At 37.8% G+C, this 17,737-nt stretch carries 10 protein-coding genes and 1 riboswitch; of the genes, 4 read left to right on the top strand and 6 right to left on the bottom strand.

All coding sequences use genetic code 11. The features are described from left to right. The first annotated feature begins 527 nt into the window (after positions 1-527). Positions 528-4,757 (top strand): S-layer homology domain-containing protein, encoded by a 4,230-nt coding sequence (locus ACIQ7N_RS15580; protein ID WP_402933634.1) that lies wholly within the window; start codon positions 528-530, stop codon positions 4,755-4,757. Positions 4,758-4,922: 165 nt separating this feature from the next. On the opposite strand, the gene ACIQ7N_RS15575 is transcribed toward ACIQ7N_RS15580, so the two are convergent. From ACIQ7N_RS15575 to ACIQ7N_RS15560, 4 genes are all read right to left on the bottom strand, one after another. After that, complete coding sequence (locus tag ACIQ7N_RS15575; RefSeq protein ID WP_402933632.1) at positions 4,923-6,317, bottom strand: nucleoside recognition domain-containing protein; 1,395 nt, start codon at positions 6,315-6,317, stop codon at positions 4,923-4,925. After that, the gene (locus ACIQ7N_RS15570) at positions 6,289-7,014 is read right to left on the bottom strand and encodes a FeoB small GTPase domain-containing protein (RefSeq protein ID WP_402933630.1); all 726 of its coding nucleotides are present in this window, start codon (positions 7,012-7,014) and stop codon (positions 6,289-6,291) included. The genes ACIQ7N_RS15575 and ACIQ7N_RS15570 overlap by 29 nt, the downstream gene beginning before the upstream one ends. Beyond that, on the bottom strand, positions 7,011-7,271 hold the full coding sequence (locus ACIQ7N_RS15565) for a FeoA family protein (RefSeq protein ID WP_400939848.1): 261 nt from the start codon (positions 7,269-7,271) through the stop codon (positions 7,011-7,013). The genes ACIQ7N_RS15570 and ACIQ7N_RS15565 overlap by 4 nt, the downstream gene beginning before the upstream one ends. 422 nt (positions 7,272-7,693) lie before the next feature. Further along, positions 7,694-8,995, bottom strand: a complete 1,302-nt coding sequence (locus tag ACIQ7N_RS15560; protein ID WP_402933627.1) for a hypothetical protein — start codon at positions 8,993-8,995, stop codon at positions 7,694-7,696. Between the two features lie 315 nt (positions 8,996-9,310). On the opposite strand from ACIQ7N_RS15560, the gene ACIQ7N_RS15555 reads away from it, so the two are divergent. After that, entirely contained in the window at positions 9,311-9,553 is a 243-nt protein-coding gene (locus ACIQ7N_RS15555; RefSeq protein ID WP_402933625.1) for a nucleotidyltransferase domain-containing protein, read from the top strand. Positions 9,554-9,745: 192 nt separating this feature from the next. Here ACIQ7N_RS15555 and ACIQ7N_RS15550 read toward each other — a convergent pair whose 3' ends face one another. Then, positions 9,746-11,917 (bottom strand): S-layer protein, encoded by a 2,172-nt coding sequence (locus ACIQ7N_RS15550; RefSeq protein ID WP_402933623.1) that lies wholly within the window; start codon positions 11,915-11,917, stop codon positions 9,746-9,748. Between the two features lie 392 nt (positions 11,918-12,309). Here ACIQ7N_RS15550 and ACIQ7N_RS15545 point away from each other — a divergent pair, with 392 nt between their 5' ends. Then, positions 12,310-13,239 carry an AEC family transporter gene (locus tag ACIQ7N_RS15545; RefSeq protein WP_402933621.1) on the top strand — a complete coding sequence of 310 codons (930 nt, stop codon included), beginning with the start codon at positions 12,310-12,312 and terminating at the stop codon, positions 13,237-13,239. 310 nt (positions 13,240-13,549) lie between these two features. Then, positions 13,550-13,664, top strand: a riboswitch (TPP riboswitch). A 131-nt stretch (positions 13,665-13,795) separates the two neighbouring features. Then, on the top strand, positions 13,796-15,574 hold the full coding sequence (thiC, locus tag ACIQ7N_RS15540) for a phosphomethylpyrimidine synthase ThiC (RefSeq protein WP_402933619.1): 1,779 nt from the start codon (positions 13,796-13,798) through the stop codon (positions 15,572-15,574). A 188-nt stretch (positions 15,575-15,762) separates the two neighbouring features. Here the strand turns inward: thiC and ACIQ7N_RS15535 are convergent, their stop codons facing one another. Further along, on the bottom strand, positions 15,763-17,268 hold the full coding sequence (locus ACIQ7N_RS15535; protein ID WP_132363527.1) for a catalase: 1,506 nt from the start codon (positions 17,266-17,268) through the stop codon (positions 15,763-15,765). Between the last annotated feature and the right edge of the window lie 469 nt (positions 17,269-17,737).

Genomic DNA, 17,737 nt, shown 5'->3' with positions numbered 1-17,737 from the left:
AAGGTTATCCCCCTTTCCCTTATGACATCGCAAGCGACTAGATGTACGCCTATATATCGTTAAAGCCAAGTAAGCACCGATGCTCCTTGGCTTTTTTTATTGGATTAAGGGAAAGGAATCGAGAAAAGATAAGTGATTGGTGAGTAGTGAAATTTGGGTAGCTTAGAGTGTCAGTGTCCAAATAGTTTTTTGATTCATCACATAAGTTGGTACAAAACGTATGCCATTGTATAAGTTGATTGGAGTGGAGACTGGGCGACTCCTTGGGGATTAGCGTCACAGATGAGACCCTGCAGCGAAGCGAAGCGGCTCATCGGACGCCCCCAGGAAAGCGCCCAGTCGGAACGGAGATCAACCTCACGTTATGATGGTGAACTTCCGTATATTTATTTCTGTATTTTGTTAACGTTTTTCTTCCATTAATTTAGGTTTATCTATGAAGGTTCACTATATACCTGTCGATATAAAGGGTATGATGAAAATGATATTTTGAACGTATCAAATACATAGATGAAAGGAAGAGTGGAATGGATAAAACAAAAGTCCAAAAAGTGAATAAAGCACTTATAGCAACTGTTTTTGCTACTAGTGGGGTTGCTGTTGTAGTGCCACCACCACAAAAAGCAGCCGCTGCGGCTAATTCACCATTCACGGATATTGACCAATATTCAAGCCATTACGATAATATTTTAAAATTATACTCTCAAGGTGCGATAAGTGGGTATGCAGATAAAACCTTTCGACCAGATCAAAATGTAACACGTGGTCAAGCAGCAAAAATGCTGGCAACTGTTTTAAACTTAGATTTAAATAATGTACAAGATCCATATTTTAAAGATGTTCCAAAAAGTAGTGAATACTACAAGTATATAGCCGCATTACAAAATGCAGGAATCATGGCTGGGTATTCAAATGGAACATTTATGCCTAATGAAGTGATTACGCGTGGGCAACTAGCGAAAATTTTAGTGCTTGGCTTTAAATTTGAGGTAGCATCTAATTACAATAATAGTTTCAAAGATGTAACTAGCCAAACAAGCAACGCTATCTATATTCAAACTTTAGTAGATTTAAAGATTACAGAAGGGACAACACCTGTCACTTTCTCACCATATAATGCGGTAACACGTGGACAAATTGCATCCTTTATTGTGCGTTCACAAGAGCAAAGGGGCAATGCCACATCTTTCAAAATTACAGGTGTTGAAGACGAACAGATCTACATAAATGGTGAGCCTTACACAGTACCGACAAGTTACTCGCATATTTTTAACGAAGATAACGCCGCGGTATTAAAAGGTGCACTTATTGAAGGGGATCTGTCAGGGAAAACCATTCGCTCTGTGTCGAAGCTAACATTGAACGCTAGTGGGACAAGCTCAAGATTTCTAGAGTTTGATGGTAATCATGGGTCCTTTGGTGCGACAATCGTTGTCAATGGGAACTATATTGAATTTTCAAATGTTACATTGACTGGCACAATGTTTGTTAATGAAACGGTACGTCCACCTTTACAATTAGGCGTTTCCTACTATAAGCCATTACGGCTGGGCCCTACTATAGCAAGCACAAATACGGCATTTATCAACTGGTCTAATCCAGATAATCCAACTGATGAAGGCTCGTCCTCATCCAATAACGGTCCAACAACAGATCTTCAAAATTGGACAGATCAGAATTCTGACAAGAATCCTGATAAAAACAAGCCATTTGTGAACTGGTCTAAAGATAAAGTGACGATGAAAAATGTTGAAAAACATATCGAATTTTATAACAGCACAGTGTCACGCCTAGTTGTCTCTCAAAGTGGTACAAAAATCGAAACAAATATGAAGCTACCGCGTGTAGACATCATCAGGAATGTCCGCGAATTTGAGATTCAAGGAAATATTGGCACACTAAACCTTGATACAGAAACGAAGATAACAATTTACGGAACTGGTAATATCGACAGGGTAAATTACAATAGCTTTACTGATTTAGAGCTTTATATAGACGGTCGCGTAGGGATTTTGTATGTTGATAATGTTTATGGTTGGGTGGATCTTGGCGATTACACGTATGTTGACAAAGCTATTATACCGAAGGACGAGTCACCGAATAATATTTTCGATGACTTCCTAGAGGATAAAGATAATATTGGCATTATTACAGATCCAGACGGTAAACCAGTCGATAAAGACGATATTGATAATCAAAAACCAGCTGATAAAACAAAACCTTTAATCGACATTACAAATGTAGCAGTTCTAAACGGTAGTGATATTCAGGTCGACTTTACTTCAGATAAAGTTGGAACTTACTACTATATTGTTCGTGAAAAAGGCGCTGAAGCACCAACGAAAAAAGAAATGGTGAATCGTATTTCTACTGACAATGCGGCAAATGGAACAGGCGCAGCGGTGAATGGCAAAAACACTATTAAAATCACTAATTTAGGTGAGAAAAAAGAATATGTCGTTTATGTGATGGTTGTTGACGGGGCGAAAAATGTTTCGGATATTAAATCACAATCATTCCAAATGAAAGATGGAACACCGCCAACTGTTAAATCTTTAACAGTTACACCTCTACAGGGTGGTACACGTGCAGAGTTTACATTTACAGCGAGTGAACCAGGAGACTATTACTACTACGTACGTAAAAAGACAACCGCTGCTGATCCAACAACAGCAGATATTGTTGCTAAACCAACAGGTAAGGGTAAGGCAGTTGCAGGGAAACTAGGGATTACTGAAATGTTAACAGGTTTAGAGGCTGAAACAGAGTATGAACTTTATGTAGTGATGAAGGATGATTCGGGTAATTACTCAAATGATCCCGCTGTATCTAAGACGTTTTGGACACTCAAATTAGATAATGAGCCGCCATATTTAATTAGTAAAGAGTTAAAACGTACTAGTGAATATTCGAACGAATTCTATATAGACTTTAACGAAGAATTAGATAAAGCAACAGCTGAAGATGTAAACAACTATAACCTAAGTGGTACCGTAATTGTTAGTATCGAAGGTCAACCTAAAATTGTAAAACCGGAAACCGCTAAATACGAAAAAACTAGCACAGGTTCAAGAGTAACTTTAAAAATTCCTTCTAATACAGGATTTGTAAATGGGGATAACTTAATTGTAACAGTTCTACCTGGTGTGAAAGATTTAGCAGGAAACGAATTCGAAAATAATACAAATTTACCATCAAATATAGAAAAACCCCGAAATAGTGCGGAATACGTTTATCGAAATACTGGTGAACCTGTACTTAATTTTATAGGTAAGCCAATATTAAACTCTGAAAAAACTCGTGCAGTAGTTAATTTTAATGCATCGAGAGCAGGAACATATCACTATGTTATTATGAAATCAGGTATTGATACGAAAAAAATTGATGGAAGACTATTAATTAATGCCATTCAAGATGAAGCATCTTTTTTAGAGGTTGACGGCGAAAAGGTTGATATAAAAGGGTCTAAAGGAGATAATCCGGCAAGTTTAGGTGATCAGCAAATTACTGTTCCGTTCCCTCCAGCTGCCTCTTTAAGTCCATTTGAGAGCTATAGTGTTTATATGGTCCTTCGAGATCGATCAGGAAATATCTCTCTAGTAAAATCGTTAGAGTTAATCGGTGATAAAACAGCTCCATATATCAGTGACACTGCCTTAAAAATGAATGAAGGGGACACAAGTGGATCTTTTAAATTTTCTTCAAATGAAGATGGGGCTTATTATTATATAATAAGAAAAAAATATAGTGATACTGATCCATCGATATTAAACCCTGTCCCAACTGAAGAAGAAATTTTTGCAACAAAAGGGACAACTATGCGTGTAGGGGAAAATACTATTAATTTTAAGGACCTACAGAGACATAAGGATTATGTAATTTATGTAGGTGTTTCGGATAATTTTGGAAATAAAACACTTCTGAAAGAGCTGACTTACGATAGTGATGGCAATATTACAAGTAGTAAGGGTAAAATTGGTCAGGACTTTTTCTCAGACGGTACGAAGCCGCGTGTTGAAGACCCAATTTTTAAACGAATTGATGGAAAAACATTTGAAGTAACATTTTCGGAAGCAGTTGGTGATCCTAGTAATCAAGGTGGAATTATAGGTAATAATGTACCATTCTTTAAACTTACAAATTTAGATGGTACTACTGCCACATTACCATCGTACACATGGGCATGGGAAGAAGGCTCAGATACCAAAAATACTTGGGATCCAAGAAAACTAATACTAACATTTACTAATCCAGTTGAAAAAAGCTTTGCTTTAACTGTAGACTCTAATATTACAGATATAGGAAGTGCCATTAATAAAGGTCATTTATTCAATGACGGTAAGCCAACAGCTTCACACATCTATAGAACGCTTGAAACAAATATTGAAAGTGCGAAATTACAACCACCTATTTCAACGGATAGAAGTAAAAATATTGTAGCAACATTTGACTTTGTATTTGAAGATCCTTCTGTTCAAGAGGGAGAAGCTGCTTCCTACTATTATAAAATGTACAGTAAAACACTCTCTCAGGATAAGATAGATGCTGTGTCAATGTTAGAGGTAGTCGTACCTAAAACACCAGGAGCTGTTCAAAGTTTAATTGAAGGTAACGGTAATACTAAGCTTTCGCAAGGACGTACTGAACAACTTATTACACATCCAACAGCATCGTTTATTGAAGGAGATTATATTGTAATTGTAATAGTAGACAAATACGGTAATATGTATAAAGTTCAGGATAAAATAACAAAATAAAGAATAATAAAGAAGAAACCTTCAACATTTTTAGTTGAAGAGTTTCTTCTTATTTTTATCTAGTTGAGCAAGATTAAAATAGTGTCCTTTCCATCACTCCGCGCTTCATTGCAGTCTATTTGCTGAAGCGCTAAAAGGAGGGGCTTCTAAACAGCCCCTCCATCATCAAACCCAACCAAACGCTCGAGCAACTGTCGCCGTTAGCCATGTCACACCAATGGCAATAACTGTTGGAATTAAAAATGACATAAATGTCCACTTTGCACTTTTTGTTTCTTTATAAATATTGACTAAGGTTGTTCCGCAAGGGAAGTGTAGAAGTGAGAATAACATCATATTTAATGCTGTTAGCCACGTCCATCCTTGGTCGATAAACACTTGCTTTAGCTTCGATAAATCCTCAATTTCAAGCATAGCTCCTTGTGATAAATACGCCATAATTAGGATAGGGATAACGATTTCATTGGCTGGTAGCCCAAGAATAAACGCAGCCATAATAAAGCCATCCATACCAAGAGCCTGACCAAACGGATCTAAAAAGTTAACAAAATGCATTAGAATACTCGTATTGCCAACGTAAATATTGGCGAATACCCAAGTTAAAATAGAGGCAGGCGCTGCAACGATAACTGCTCTTTTTAATACATTCCATGCTTTATCAATACTTGCTCTTAAAACGGTATCCCAAAACTTTGGTTTTCGGAATGGTGGAAGCTCTAATGTGTAATGAGTAGGTACACCCTTTAAAGCCGTTTTAGAAAGAACCCAAGAAACGGATAATGTCACAACGACGCCTAACATAACAAACCCTATTAAAATAGCCGCTGTTACTAATGAACCTGTTGCACCTGAAAAACCAGTTACCATAAATAATGATGCTAATAAAATAAGCGTAGGCCATCTCCCATTACAAGGAACAAAATTGTTCGTTAAAATGGCTAACATTCGTTCACGAGGAGATTCTATAATTCTCGTTGATAGAATAGCTGCAGCATTACAGCCAAAGCCCATTGCCATTGTTAATGATTGTTTCCCATGTCCTCCAGCTCGTTTAAATAAACGGTCCATATTAAATGCTACACGTGGTAGGTAACCGTAGTTTTCTAATAGAGCGAAGATAGGGAAGAATATCGCCATTGGTGGCAGCATAACACTAATAACCCAACCTGTACCTCTAAATAGCCCAAGAATTAAAATACCGTGTAGCCATTCTGGTGCGTGCATTGTTTCAAAAAGAATTGTGAGCTTCCCCTCTAGATAGCCGAATAAGTTTGCTAACATATCTGAAGGTACGTTTGCGCCTGCAATAGTAATGTAAAAGACAGCCCCAAGTAAGATAAGCATAATAGGGAATCCCCAAATGCGGGATGTGAAAATTTCATCTAATTTATCAGATCTGTACATTGCAGGTTGCTGTGATACTACTTTTTTACATAAAGATTTGCTTTTAGTATAAATATCACTAACGATTTCATCTCGAATATCCTCATTTGAAACTTCGTTTACTTCAGCTAAAATACCCTTAAGTGAATTATGATTTAACACTGACTGGGACTCCATTCGTTCTCACCTCTTGCTGTTTATTATTTTTATGGTGTTGCAGTTTTAAGATTAATTCCTCATCACCATCAAGTAAGCGAAGCGCAACCCATCTCGATGGATATTTATCATCAAAATAACCTTCTAATTTCGATTCAACCTTTGTAATGGCGTCCTCTATTTCTTTTGAATATTTCATGCGATACGGGGTTGTAACAATTTGCCCACTCACCAGTTGATTTAACGTATCCAGCAATCGATTAATCCCTTTTTTATTTCTTGCTGATATTTTTACAACTGGGACTCCTAGTTCACGAGCTAATCTCCGTTCATCAATTCGGATCCCTTTTTTCTCAGCTTCATCAATTAAATTGATACAAATGATGACATTATTAGTCATTTCTAAAACTTGAAGCGCAAGATTTAAATTTCTCTCTAATGATGTTGCATCGAGAACAACAATCGTTGCATCCGGTTGGTCAAAAATAATATAGTCTCTTGCGACTTCTTCATCTGCTGAATTGGAAAATAGCGAATAGGTCCCGGGTAAATCCACAAGTACATATTGCTGTCCTTTGTGTTCAAAAGATCCTTCTGCATGAACAACTGTTTTCCCTGGCCAGTTCCCAGTATGCTGTTTCAGTCCTGTTAATGTATTAAATAATGTACTTTTGCCGGTATTTGGGTTTCCCGCTAAAGCTATTCTATTAACGCTCATTTTGTATTCCCCCTTACAATTTCGCCCAAAATCATAGAGCTTTCATTATTTCGTAATGCAATCGTCGTATTGCTTACGCGATAAGCAACAGGGTCTCCTAAAGGACTTTTACGAAGAACAGAGATTTCTGCTTCTTTCACAAAGCCTAAATCTAATAATCTTCTTCTAAGAGGACCCTTAATATTAATTTCTTTTATTAAAAAGCAATCTCCGAATGAGCATTCAGAAAGTGGTTTCAATGTTTTTTCCATGCGCATTTTTTATTCCTCTCTATAATAATATTTCGCTAACCCCATATTGTTTCTCTAAGGAAACTTTATTAATGATTATCCCTGTTTTATGACAATTGTCAATAGTTATCTGAAAATTTTTTGAAAGAACGTGATAAAAGAACGTTCTGATGAAGGAAATAACGATGCATTGTCTAATCAGTTGTCGGACTAAGAATGTTGATAAAAGGGGGCTGTTTGGAATACCAAAGTTGTTGATGTAATGGAATGAAACCGTCTTCTTTATGATGTATTAATGTAAGTAGGATTTCGTTACAGGTGCCTACCTGACCTTTTGAAAGAAGAGGTTGACCGTGAAGAAACAATAGCAGAGCAGAAAAAACCATAACCTTCTGCGAAATTAGCAGAGGATTATGGTTTTTTCTTTACTAGAAATTAAAAGTGGATTACTATCTAATAATTTGGAATGAACCAGGTGTCTTTGTTTGAATGAAATGACGATTTCCTTCTATAGTGTAATCAGCAGGTTCTTGCTCGCCAAAGTCATAGGTACGAACGATAGAGGCATTCGGTGATAGGTTATTGATAATGATTTCCATATCCGCCTCGAATTCAACTTGTTTTTTATTTAATGTTGCCTGGAATGTAATACGATTTAAATTTCGTGTAATTTGAATTTCCATAACACCAGTATCCTCATTAAGAAGAGTTCCTAGTGGTGGAATAATAACAGTCATATTGGATTTTGTTGTTAAAACAAAGCGCTCTGTACTATTTTCTGAATCTGCAACGTTTATTTTTGCTGTATAGGTATTTTTGTCTCTAGTCATAGCTGTGATTTTACCAGGTTCTGCTGCAGTATCCGATAAAACTGGAGTTTTAGTCCCGTTCCCTTTAGTAGGTAGATCATATTTTCCATTTACAAAGTCTACTAAAGTCCAGACATTTGGTACAAGCTGCTGTTGCACAGGCGTTAAAGCTTCGAAGGCTGTTTTCACTGCCTGTACATCTTGAGCAGTGGACGTTTTAGGCGATAAAGCGGCAATAGCGTTTTCCACTTCCTTAGCCGCTGCCTTATCCTTTACAACAAGTTGTTCAGCATCTAACAACATCTTTTCGACACCAGCAGGTAATGAAACGTTTGTATGTCTGCGTAGTGCATTAAGCTCAGCTCTAGCATCAGCTACATCTTGATGGAAGGTAATGCGAGAAGAGTTTAACAATTGGATTTTATAGACCACTTTATCGATAGATGTGTTTGGTGAGATATAGGACGTCAGTATTCTTTGAGATTCCGCACTTACAAAGGTCTTTTGCGCTGCATTTAACGTATTGTACCAATCTTTCGTTTCCATAACATTTTGGTAGTAATGAACGGAAGTCGATTCCACTGAAGCTAATTTCTCTTCAATTTGATCAGCAAGCTTACGATACGCTACTTTCGTCTGTTTATGATTAGACAGCGTTGAATAATTCGTGACATACTGTTGTTCCGTTGCCGTCAACTCATCGTATGCTTTGCTAGCTGTCTCTAAAGTCGCTTGGAATGAAGAGGTTGTATCATTAATATTCGAAATAAGTCGAACAACATTCGAAACCTTATAGTTGTAGTAATAAGTATTATCGTATATGTAAGCAGTTTTTACCTGTCCTGCAATATCAGCAGCCGATGCTGACGTAGTAGGTGCAGCATAGATTAGTGAAGGGGCCGCAACTAGGGCGAGAAAGGCTAGTTTTCTTTTGTTTTTCATAATATGGGAAACCTCCTAAATGGTTTTTTCACAAGTGTCATGGTAATTCATAAGGATTTTTGTCCTAGATGAAATCGTTGATTGCCTTGAGAATATCCTAATATATGTTGATAAACCAATTTTATCATATATTAGGATTCTTTTATGTATATTTTGAGTGAATAGGTAGATAGGTTGTACATTTTTTTTAACACTTTGTGTCTTATGTACTTGGGATACGAAAGGTAAGAGAGGTGGATAAGGTGGATAGAATTGCAAGAATGATGGATAGAACTGCAAGAATCTTAGAACTCTCCTATTAAGGGGATAGTTTGTTTGCAACTAAACTGGCAAAAGGTAGTTGTTGAAAAGCCAGCTACAGCAATTAATCCAGCTTTTGCTATTGTTTTTGGTTCTTATGCGCATGGCTCAGCACGCAAAAATCGTGTTTTAGGGATAAGCCTCTTTCAGGTTACTGAACGCTTTCTATTAGCTGGGGAAATTGTACAGTCTTGTAATGTAGATGTTGATTTAATCGATAAAAAGACGGTTGATACCAGCGAGCGGTATGGTCGTTAATCGTCAAAGTGGAAACGCCTTTGTTATAGAACGAATGAAAGCGTATGTAACGTTAAATGAACAACGTGCGGGTAGTATCTTGAGGAAAACGACATATATCAAGCTATTGAATTAAATATACTCTGATTTAAAAAAACAACAGGCTATAGAGATTTTCTAGCCTGTTGTTTTTAAACTGTTATAGAAAAATTTTTATCGTTGTTTACCTGAACGTTGGACATCATTATAGATGTTGATGGCCCTGTCTAAACTGTTAATAGCATCTGTCACCTCGTACGAAGAAGCATAGGCGTTATTAACAACAGATTGGGCGTGTTCAACTGCTTTTTCTAGGTCACGTTTTTCTCGTTCTGTTGTCCACCGTTCATAATAGGGGATATCAGAACCATCTCCATTCACAGAAACTTTCACATACTTAATAGAATTAATGAGTGATGTTAGCCAAGATTTATCAACATAATTTCGATAGTTTACACCAGATTTATGATTACTTCTATACGTTGAAATAGCACTATATAAATAATTATAGGCAGACGAAATTTCTGACTGAGACGAGTAGCCATTATTTGCAACATTTTGAGCATATGAAACAGCTGAAACTAGAGCGTCTTTTTCGCTTTGCGTCGTCCAAATTGTATAAGAAGATAATTCAGAGCCATTAACAGAAACGGTTACATATTGAACAGAGTTAATCAGCGATAAAAGGGCAGATCTATCGGCATTAGTTTGGTAAGTACCATATTTTTGTGCATTTTTATAAACTGTAATCGCGTAGTTTAAATTGCTAATAGAACTTGAGATATCAGACTGGGTTGCATAGGTATTATTTGCAACAGATTGAGCGGATGAAACGGCAGAAGATAAAGCGTCCTTCTCACTTTGAGTCGTCCAAGGCGTATAAGAAGCTACATCATTACCATTATTCCAAGAAACTGCAACATACTGAACAGAGTTAATCAGCGATAAAAGGGCAGATCTATCTCCACTAGTTTGGTGAGTACCATATTTTTGTGCATTTTTATAAACTGTGATCGCGTAGTTTAAATTGCTAATAGAATTTGTGATATCAGACTGAGTTGCATAGGTATTATTTACAACATACTGAGCGGATGAAACGGTATAGGTAAGAGCATCCTTTTCACTTTGCGTCGTCCAAGGCGTATAAGAAGCTACATCATTACCATTATTCCAAGAAACCGTTACATACTGAATAGAATTAATCATCGATTGTAATGAAGACTTATCGCCGTAAACATATTTTGTTCCGTTCTTTTGTGCAGCTTGATAAACGGTTAATGAAATCCGGTATTGTGTAATCGCGTTGTTTATTTGTTCCTGAGAGGCGTTGGAATTATTAGCTACTGCTCTTGCGCTACTTACGGCATATTCAAATGCTGTACGCTCAGCCTGCGTTGTCCATTTCTCAGTTGTTAAAACGTCGTTTCCATTAACAGATACGGTAACGTATGGGGGTATAGCTACTAAATTACTTAGCTCAGTTTTATTCGCCACAGGTAATTTTACAGAGGCTTTTTTATCATCCACCTGCACCTTGTTAATAAGATGTCCTGAGTCTAATGCCACCTTTTCCCCATGTTTGACAATCACTTGCTCAATTTTACCTTCCCCGTAAAGGCTAAAATCTTTCTCAACATCGATTGTAAGCTTATCAACATTGGCCGTAACTTCAAATGCTGTAACTTTACCAACTACATCGATTTTTGAAATAGCTTTGTCAGAAGTCACATGTACTTTCGTACGCTCCAAGTTAATATTTGGAGATTTAATATCTTTTAAAGTGACATTTAACCAATTAATATTTCTAGTTAATAAAGGTTTAAAAGTAATTGTATCCCCGATAGTAACGTCATCAATTGTAATGGCCTTCTTCACGCGATTCGTTACAATGAGCTTATCTTTAATCGTTACATTTTGAACTTTTACATAATCCGCATTTACAGTTAGACTTCCTTCAATCTGTGCGTCACCACCATCAAAATATACCGCCTTTTTATCAGTGCCAGCTTTCGTTAATGTTAGTTCTGTAACGCTCGTAATTTCGCCATTTTTCACTACTATTGTTGCTTCGGCATTCATCAATGCAGTTTTATTCGATGTGTTAAAGAGGGGCTTTAGCGACTGGCTAATTTTAAATTGGCCATTGGATGTAAGTACTTTCTCTTTAGTGACGTTGTTAATGGTAACAGTTTGCCCCTTTGTTTTGGCTGCAGCTACCTGCCCATTCATTTGAATTGAGTGGTTTAAAGATGAATTATTTGAAGCGGCATCTGCAGTGGACATTGGCGATACTAGGGTTGCTGTAATAGCAGTTGCCATAAAAGTCGTTAATACTTTATTCTTCATTTTAGTCTCTCCGATCATTGTATTTAATGGATAATATATCATATATTTCTTTGTTTTAGTATATAAAGGGTATATTTTACTATTTATTATACGTAAATGAAATGTAGTCCCTTTTCTTTATCGTTCGTTTTTAAAAATCCTTAATTATTTCAGAGAATTGAAAGTGGAGTGCCAGTTTTTTTTGTACGAAATTGGGTAGTTGGGTGCGGAAATCACGCTCATTTCAAGAGCTATAACGTTCTAAAAGCTAACTTTTACCATCTTGTTAAAGATACTGTATTAGATTATTGTATTTAGGAAAAATGCCTTGATATGAGTGGCGAGTTAGCTTTAAAGTACATTGACCAAGCATAAAAACAGCACTACTATGGGAGAGGGAAGGGGGACAAGCTATGATGTATCTCGGTATGATTTTTTTTAAAATTGTGGCTCCAATTTTAGTGCTTTTAGTACTTGGTGCAGTTTTACAAAAGAAATTTCGCTTTAATTTAAAGGCGTTATCTCAACTTATTACATATTGCTTCATGCCAGCAGCAGTTTTTGTGAATATATATGAAACGAGTATAGAGCTGTCTGTGCTTGGGGAAGTTGCGTTATTTATTCTACTCTTTATCGGAAGCCAAATGGTGCTTAGTCATTTTCTTGCAAAGGGACTAGGCTTAGTAAAAACAGAGGCTGCGGTGTTTAAAAATAGTGTTGTCCTAATTAATTCGGGTAACTATGGAATTCCAGTTGCACAAATGATTTTTGTGACTCAGCCGATTGGCGTAGCGATTCAGGTCATTCTCGTTATATTTCAAAATATGACGACCTATACTTACGGCTTGTACAATTTAATTTCTTCAACAAAATCGGGCATGTCTATTGTGAAAGACTTCCTCAAAATGCCCATTATTCATGCACTTATTATTGGTGTTGCAATGAACTATTTTACTATCACTATTCCACAGTTTGTAAGAATTCCGATAGACCATGTGGCGGATGGCTTTATCGCTGTAGCATTAATAACTTTAGGGGCACAACTATCGCAACTTGAAATCAAATCCATGTTCAATAAGATAGTAGTCATTAGCTGTTTTACACGACTAGTCATAGGGCCAGCCGCGGCATTGCTAATCATTTTTGCGCTTGGTCTTGATGGTGTCGTGGCACAATCACTTTTTATAGCTAGTTCGTTCCCGACATCGCGAAATAGTTCTAGTCTTGCATTAGAATATGACGTAGAATCGGCAACTGCTGCACAAACAGTTTTATTTTCAACGATTGTGAGCTGTATTACAGTGACGATCGTGATTTATGTAGCGGAACTGCTGTTTACCTAACAGTTGGGTGCCATATAAAAAGATAGGGTGGAAAGCTTTTCAGGAGTTAGGAGCTTTTTTTCTGAATTAAAAGCTAGTGATTTATATTTGTTAAAACAAGATATAAGTTGATTGGAGTGGAGGCTGGGCGACTCCTTGGGGATTAGCGTCACAGATGAGACCCTGCAGCGAAGCGAAGCGGCTCATCGGACGCCCCCAGGAAAGCGCCCAGCCGGAACGGAAATCAACCACACGTTATGATGATAAGCAAAAAAAACAAATGAAGCTTCCATCTCTTAACAATATCTGCTACACTAGCATCAAACTTAATAGCATTAACTAGGGGAGTCTGATGAGTCAGGCTGAGAGGGAAACGCATAGAGGTTTCTTGACCCTTTGGACCTGATCTGGCTCATACCAGCGTGGGAAAGTTAACCATTATTGCACTCGGTGTATTTGCAATAACTATACCTTTACATTCTTAGCCGGATCCAAAATTTTTTGGATTCGGCTTTTGTCTTTATTGGGGTGAGCTAGATTCGGTCCTTGTAAAAATATAAAAGGGAGCGAAGTAGTTATGACAACAGTTAGCGACAAGAATATTACAATTATGTCTAGTTTTGAAGGAAGTAAAAAAGTTTACGTAGAAGGTTCTCGACCAGATATTTTAGTGCCAATGCGTGAAATTGCTCTAAGTCCAACGACAGGAAGCTTTGGGGAGGAGGAAAATGCACCAGTACGTGTTTATGATACGAGCGGCCCGTACACTGATCCTGCGTATAAGGTGGATATTACGAAAGGATTACCAGCTTTACGTAGTGCATGGATCAAAGAACGAGGTGACGTTGAAGAATACGAAGGGCGTACTATCAAGCCAGAAGATAATGGATTCCGCAAAGCTGATGATCCACGAATGAATGAAAATGCTTTTCCGAATTTATCTAGAAAGCCTTTGCGTGCGAAGAAAGGTAAAAATGTAACGCAGCTTCACTATGCACGAATGGGAATTATTACTCCAGAAATGGAATTTGTAGCGATACGGGAAAATATGGACCCAGAATTTGTGCGCTCAGAGATCGCGGCAGGACGTGCTATTTTGCCATCTAATATTAATCACCCTGAGGCAGAGCCGATGATTATTGGACGTAACTTCCACGTAAAAATAAACGCCAATATTGGAAATTCAGCGGTGTCATCCTCTATTGCAGAAGAGGTAGAAAAAATGACGTGGGCTACACGCTGGGGTGCTGATAACATTATGGATTTATCTACCGGTAAGCATATTCATACGACACGTGAATGGATTATTCGTAACGCCGCGGTGCCAGTGGGAACGGTGCCGATTTATCAAGCGCTAGAAAAAGTAAATGGAGTGGCAGAGGATTTAACGTGGGAGGTGTATCGTGACACGTTAATCGAACAGGCTGAGCAAGGTGTTGATTACTTCACGATTCATGCAGGGGTATTACTACGCTATGTGCCATTAACAGCTAATCGTGTAACAGGCATAGTGTCTCGAGGAGGCTCGATTATGGCGCAGTGGTGTTTATATCACCATCAAGAGAGCTTCTTATATACTCATTTTGAAGAAATCTGCGAAATTATGAAAACCTATGATGTTGCCTTCTCTTTAGGTGATGGTTTACGTCCTGGTTCTATTGCAGATGCAAATGATGAGGCTCAATTTGCGGAGCTAGAAACGCTAGGGGAATTAACGCAAATTGCCTGGGAGCATGATGTACAGGTGATGGTAGAAGGACCAGGGCATGTACCAATGCATCTTATTAAAGAAAATATGGATAAACAGTTAGAGGTGTGTAAGGAAGCTCCTTTCTATACTTTAGGACCGTTGACAACAGATATTGCCCCTGGTTACGACCATATTACATCGGCTATTGGTGCTGCAATGATAGGGTGGTATGGTACGGCAATGCTCTGTTACGTGACGCCAAAAGAGCATCTCGGCCTACCAAATCGTGACGATGTTCGTGTAGGGGTTATTACGTATAAAATTGCTGCACATGCTGCCGATTTAGCGAAAGGGCATCCGGGAGCACAGCAGCGTGACGATGCGCTATCTAAAGCACGATTTGAATTCCGCTGGCGCGATCAATTCAATCTTTCGTTAGATCCAGAGCGTGCAGTTGAATACCATGATGAAACATTGCCTGCAGAAGGGGCAAAAACTGCGCACTTTTGTTCAATGTGTGGACCTAAGTTTTGTAGTATGAGAATCTCACAGGATATTCGTAATTATGCAAAAGAGAATGACTTAAATACGACTGAAGCAATCCACAAAGGTATGAAGGAGAAAGCAGAGGAATTTAAACAGGCAGGCAGTCAAATTTATCAATAATTAGTAAAGCAGGCTTGTGTCAAAATTAGGCACAAGCCTTATTAGTCTCATCGGACACCCTCAGAAAAGCGATTACCACACATTATGGTGATGAGTCCTCGTTCTATCATTAATACAAAAAAGCTCCATGTGAAGTTGTCCTTCACATGGAGTAAAAAGTTGGATTGGATATCAATAATAATAGAAAATTAAACGTTTGTTGGTTGTTTTTCGTATGGATTTGAAAGATCCATACCTTCTAATGAAAGGCCCATAGCTTTTGCTACACCTTCGCCATATGCTGGATCAGCTAAATAGCAGTGAAGGATATGACGGCGTTTGATGAACTCTTCAACTGATGCCATATCATTAGCAGTATTTTCGAATAGGCGTTGTTGCTCTTCGGCAGTCATTAGGCGGAACAATTTACCCGGCTGCTCGAAGTAGTTATTGTCGTCTTCACGGAAGTCGTGGATACCAGCATTACCGTCAATACGTAATTCAGGCTCTTTATAGTCTAAATTATGCTCCCATTCACCATAGCTATTTGGTTCGTAGCTTAAAGTTGAACCAAGGTTGCCATCGAAACGCATAGCGCCGTCGCGGTGGAATGAACGGAACGGGCATTTTGGTGCGTTTACAGGAAGCATGTAGTGGTTCACACCTAAACGGTAGCGTTGTGCGTCTGCATACGCAAAAATACGAGCTTGTAACATTTTGTCTGGCGAGAAGCTAATACCAGGGATAATGTTAGATGGTGCAAATGCAGCTTGCTCAACTTCCGCAAAGTAGTTGTCCGCATTTTTGTTTAACTCGAATTCACCCACAGGAATTAATGGGAAGTCTTTTTTATACCATACTTTCGTTAAATCAAATGGGTTATATGGTAACTCTCGAGCTTGTTCTTCTGTCATTACTTGAATGTACATTTTCCATTTAGGGAAATCGCCTTTTTCAATAGCTTCATATAGATCGCGTTGTGAAGATTCGCGATCGTTACTGATTACTTCAGCAGCCTCAGCACCCGTTAAGTTTTTAATGTTTTGCTCTGTACGGAAGTGGAATTTAACCCATACGCGCTCATTTTCAGCATTAATAAAGCTATAAGTGTGAGAACCGAAACCATGCATATTGCGGTATCCAGCCGGAATACCACGGTCAGACATAACGATTGTTACTTGGTGAAGTGCCTCTGGTAATGAAGTCCAGAAATCCCAGTTTGAATTCGCGTTTTTCATATTTGTACGTGGGTCACGTTTTACCACGTGGTTTAAATCTGTAAAGTGTAAAGGATCACGGAAGAAGAATACAGGTGTGTTGTTACCAACTAAATCCCAGTTACCTTCTTCTGTATAGAACTTAAGTGCAAAGCCACGAATATCGCGCTCAGCATCCGCTGCACCACGCTCACCTGCAACTGTGGAGAAGCGAGCAAACATATCAGTCTTTTTCCCAATCTCTGAGAAGATTTTTGCTTTTGTATATTTAGTAATATCATGCGTTACAGTGAAAGTACCGAATGCACCTGAACCTTTAGCATGCATACGACGTTCAGGAATAACTTCACGGTTGAAGTTCGCTAATTTCTCAACTAGCCATACATCCTGGAGTAATAGAGGACCACGAGGACCTGCTGACATAGAATCGTGGTTGCTTACTACTGGAGCACCACCTGCTGTTGTAAAACGACGGCTACGATTATTTTCATTTGTCATATTAGTTTACCTCCTAAGAAAAATTGTGAGTCAAACTCTTCATCAATAACTATAACAAATGTAAATTATAATTGCTAGTAAATTATAATTATTATTGTTAAAGAATTTTTATAGTAAGATATAGACTATAAATATATGCTAGATTTAACTAGCTTATGAATAACCTTTACCACTAATTTAGTTTTTTAAAACATTTAAAAATTAAGTTATGAAGAAGAGGAAGCTCAAGAATAAAATGAATTCTTTTTGTTTATTTATTCTTATTGAAAATAGAATATGATAATTGAAAAAAGTATTTTAAGGTTGGTAAGTATCAGATGGTTACAGTGAAGAATGGAGGATTTTCCGGGTAACACCGATGAGATCCTAGTGCGAATCAATAGAGGGATGAAGAGCGAAAACCATCACAACTAGGATAACGCCTTCGTGCCGTGTAATTTTTGATGTGAAGTCCGCTTTGTTTCTCTAA

Origin of the sequence: Lysinibacillus sp. NPDC095746 (genome assembly GCF_044763535.1) — a bacterium.
In the GTDB taxonomy this organism is placed as follows: Bacteria; Bacillota; Bacilli; order Bacillales_A; family Planococcaceae; genus Lysinibacillus.
The sequence above is the reverse complement of the archived record's forward strand: the minus strand, read 5'-3'. Positions and strand labels throughout refer to the sequence as shown.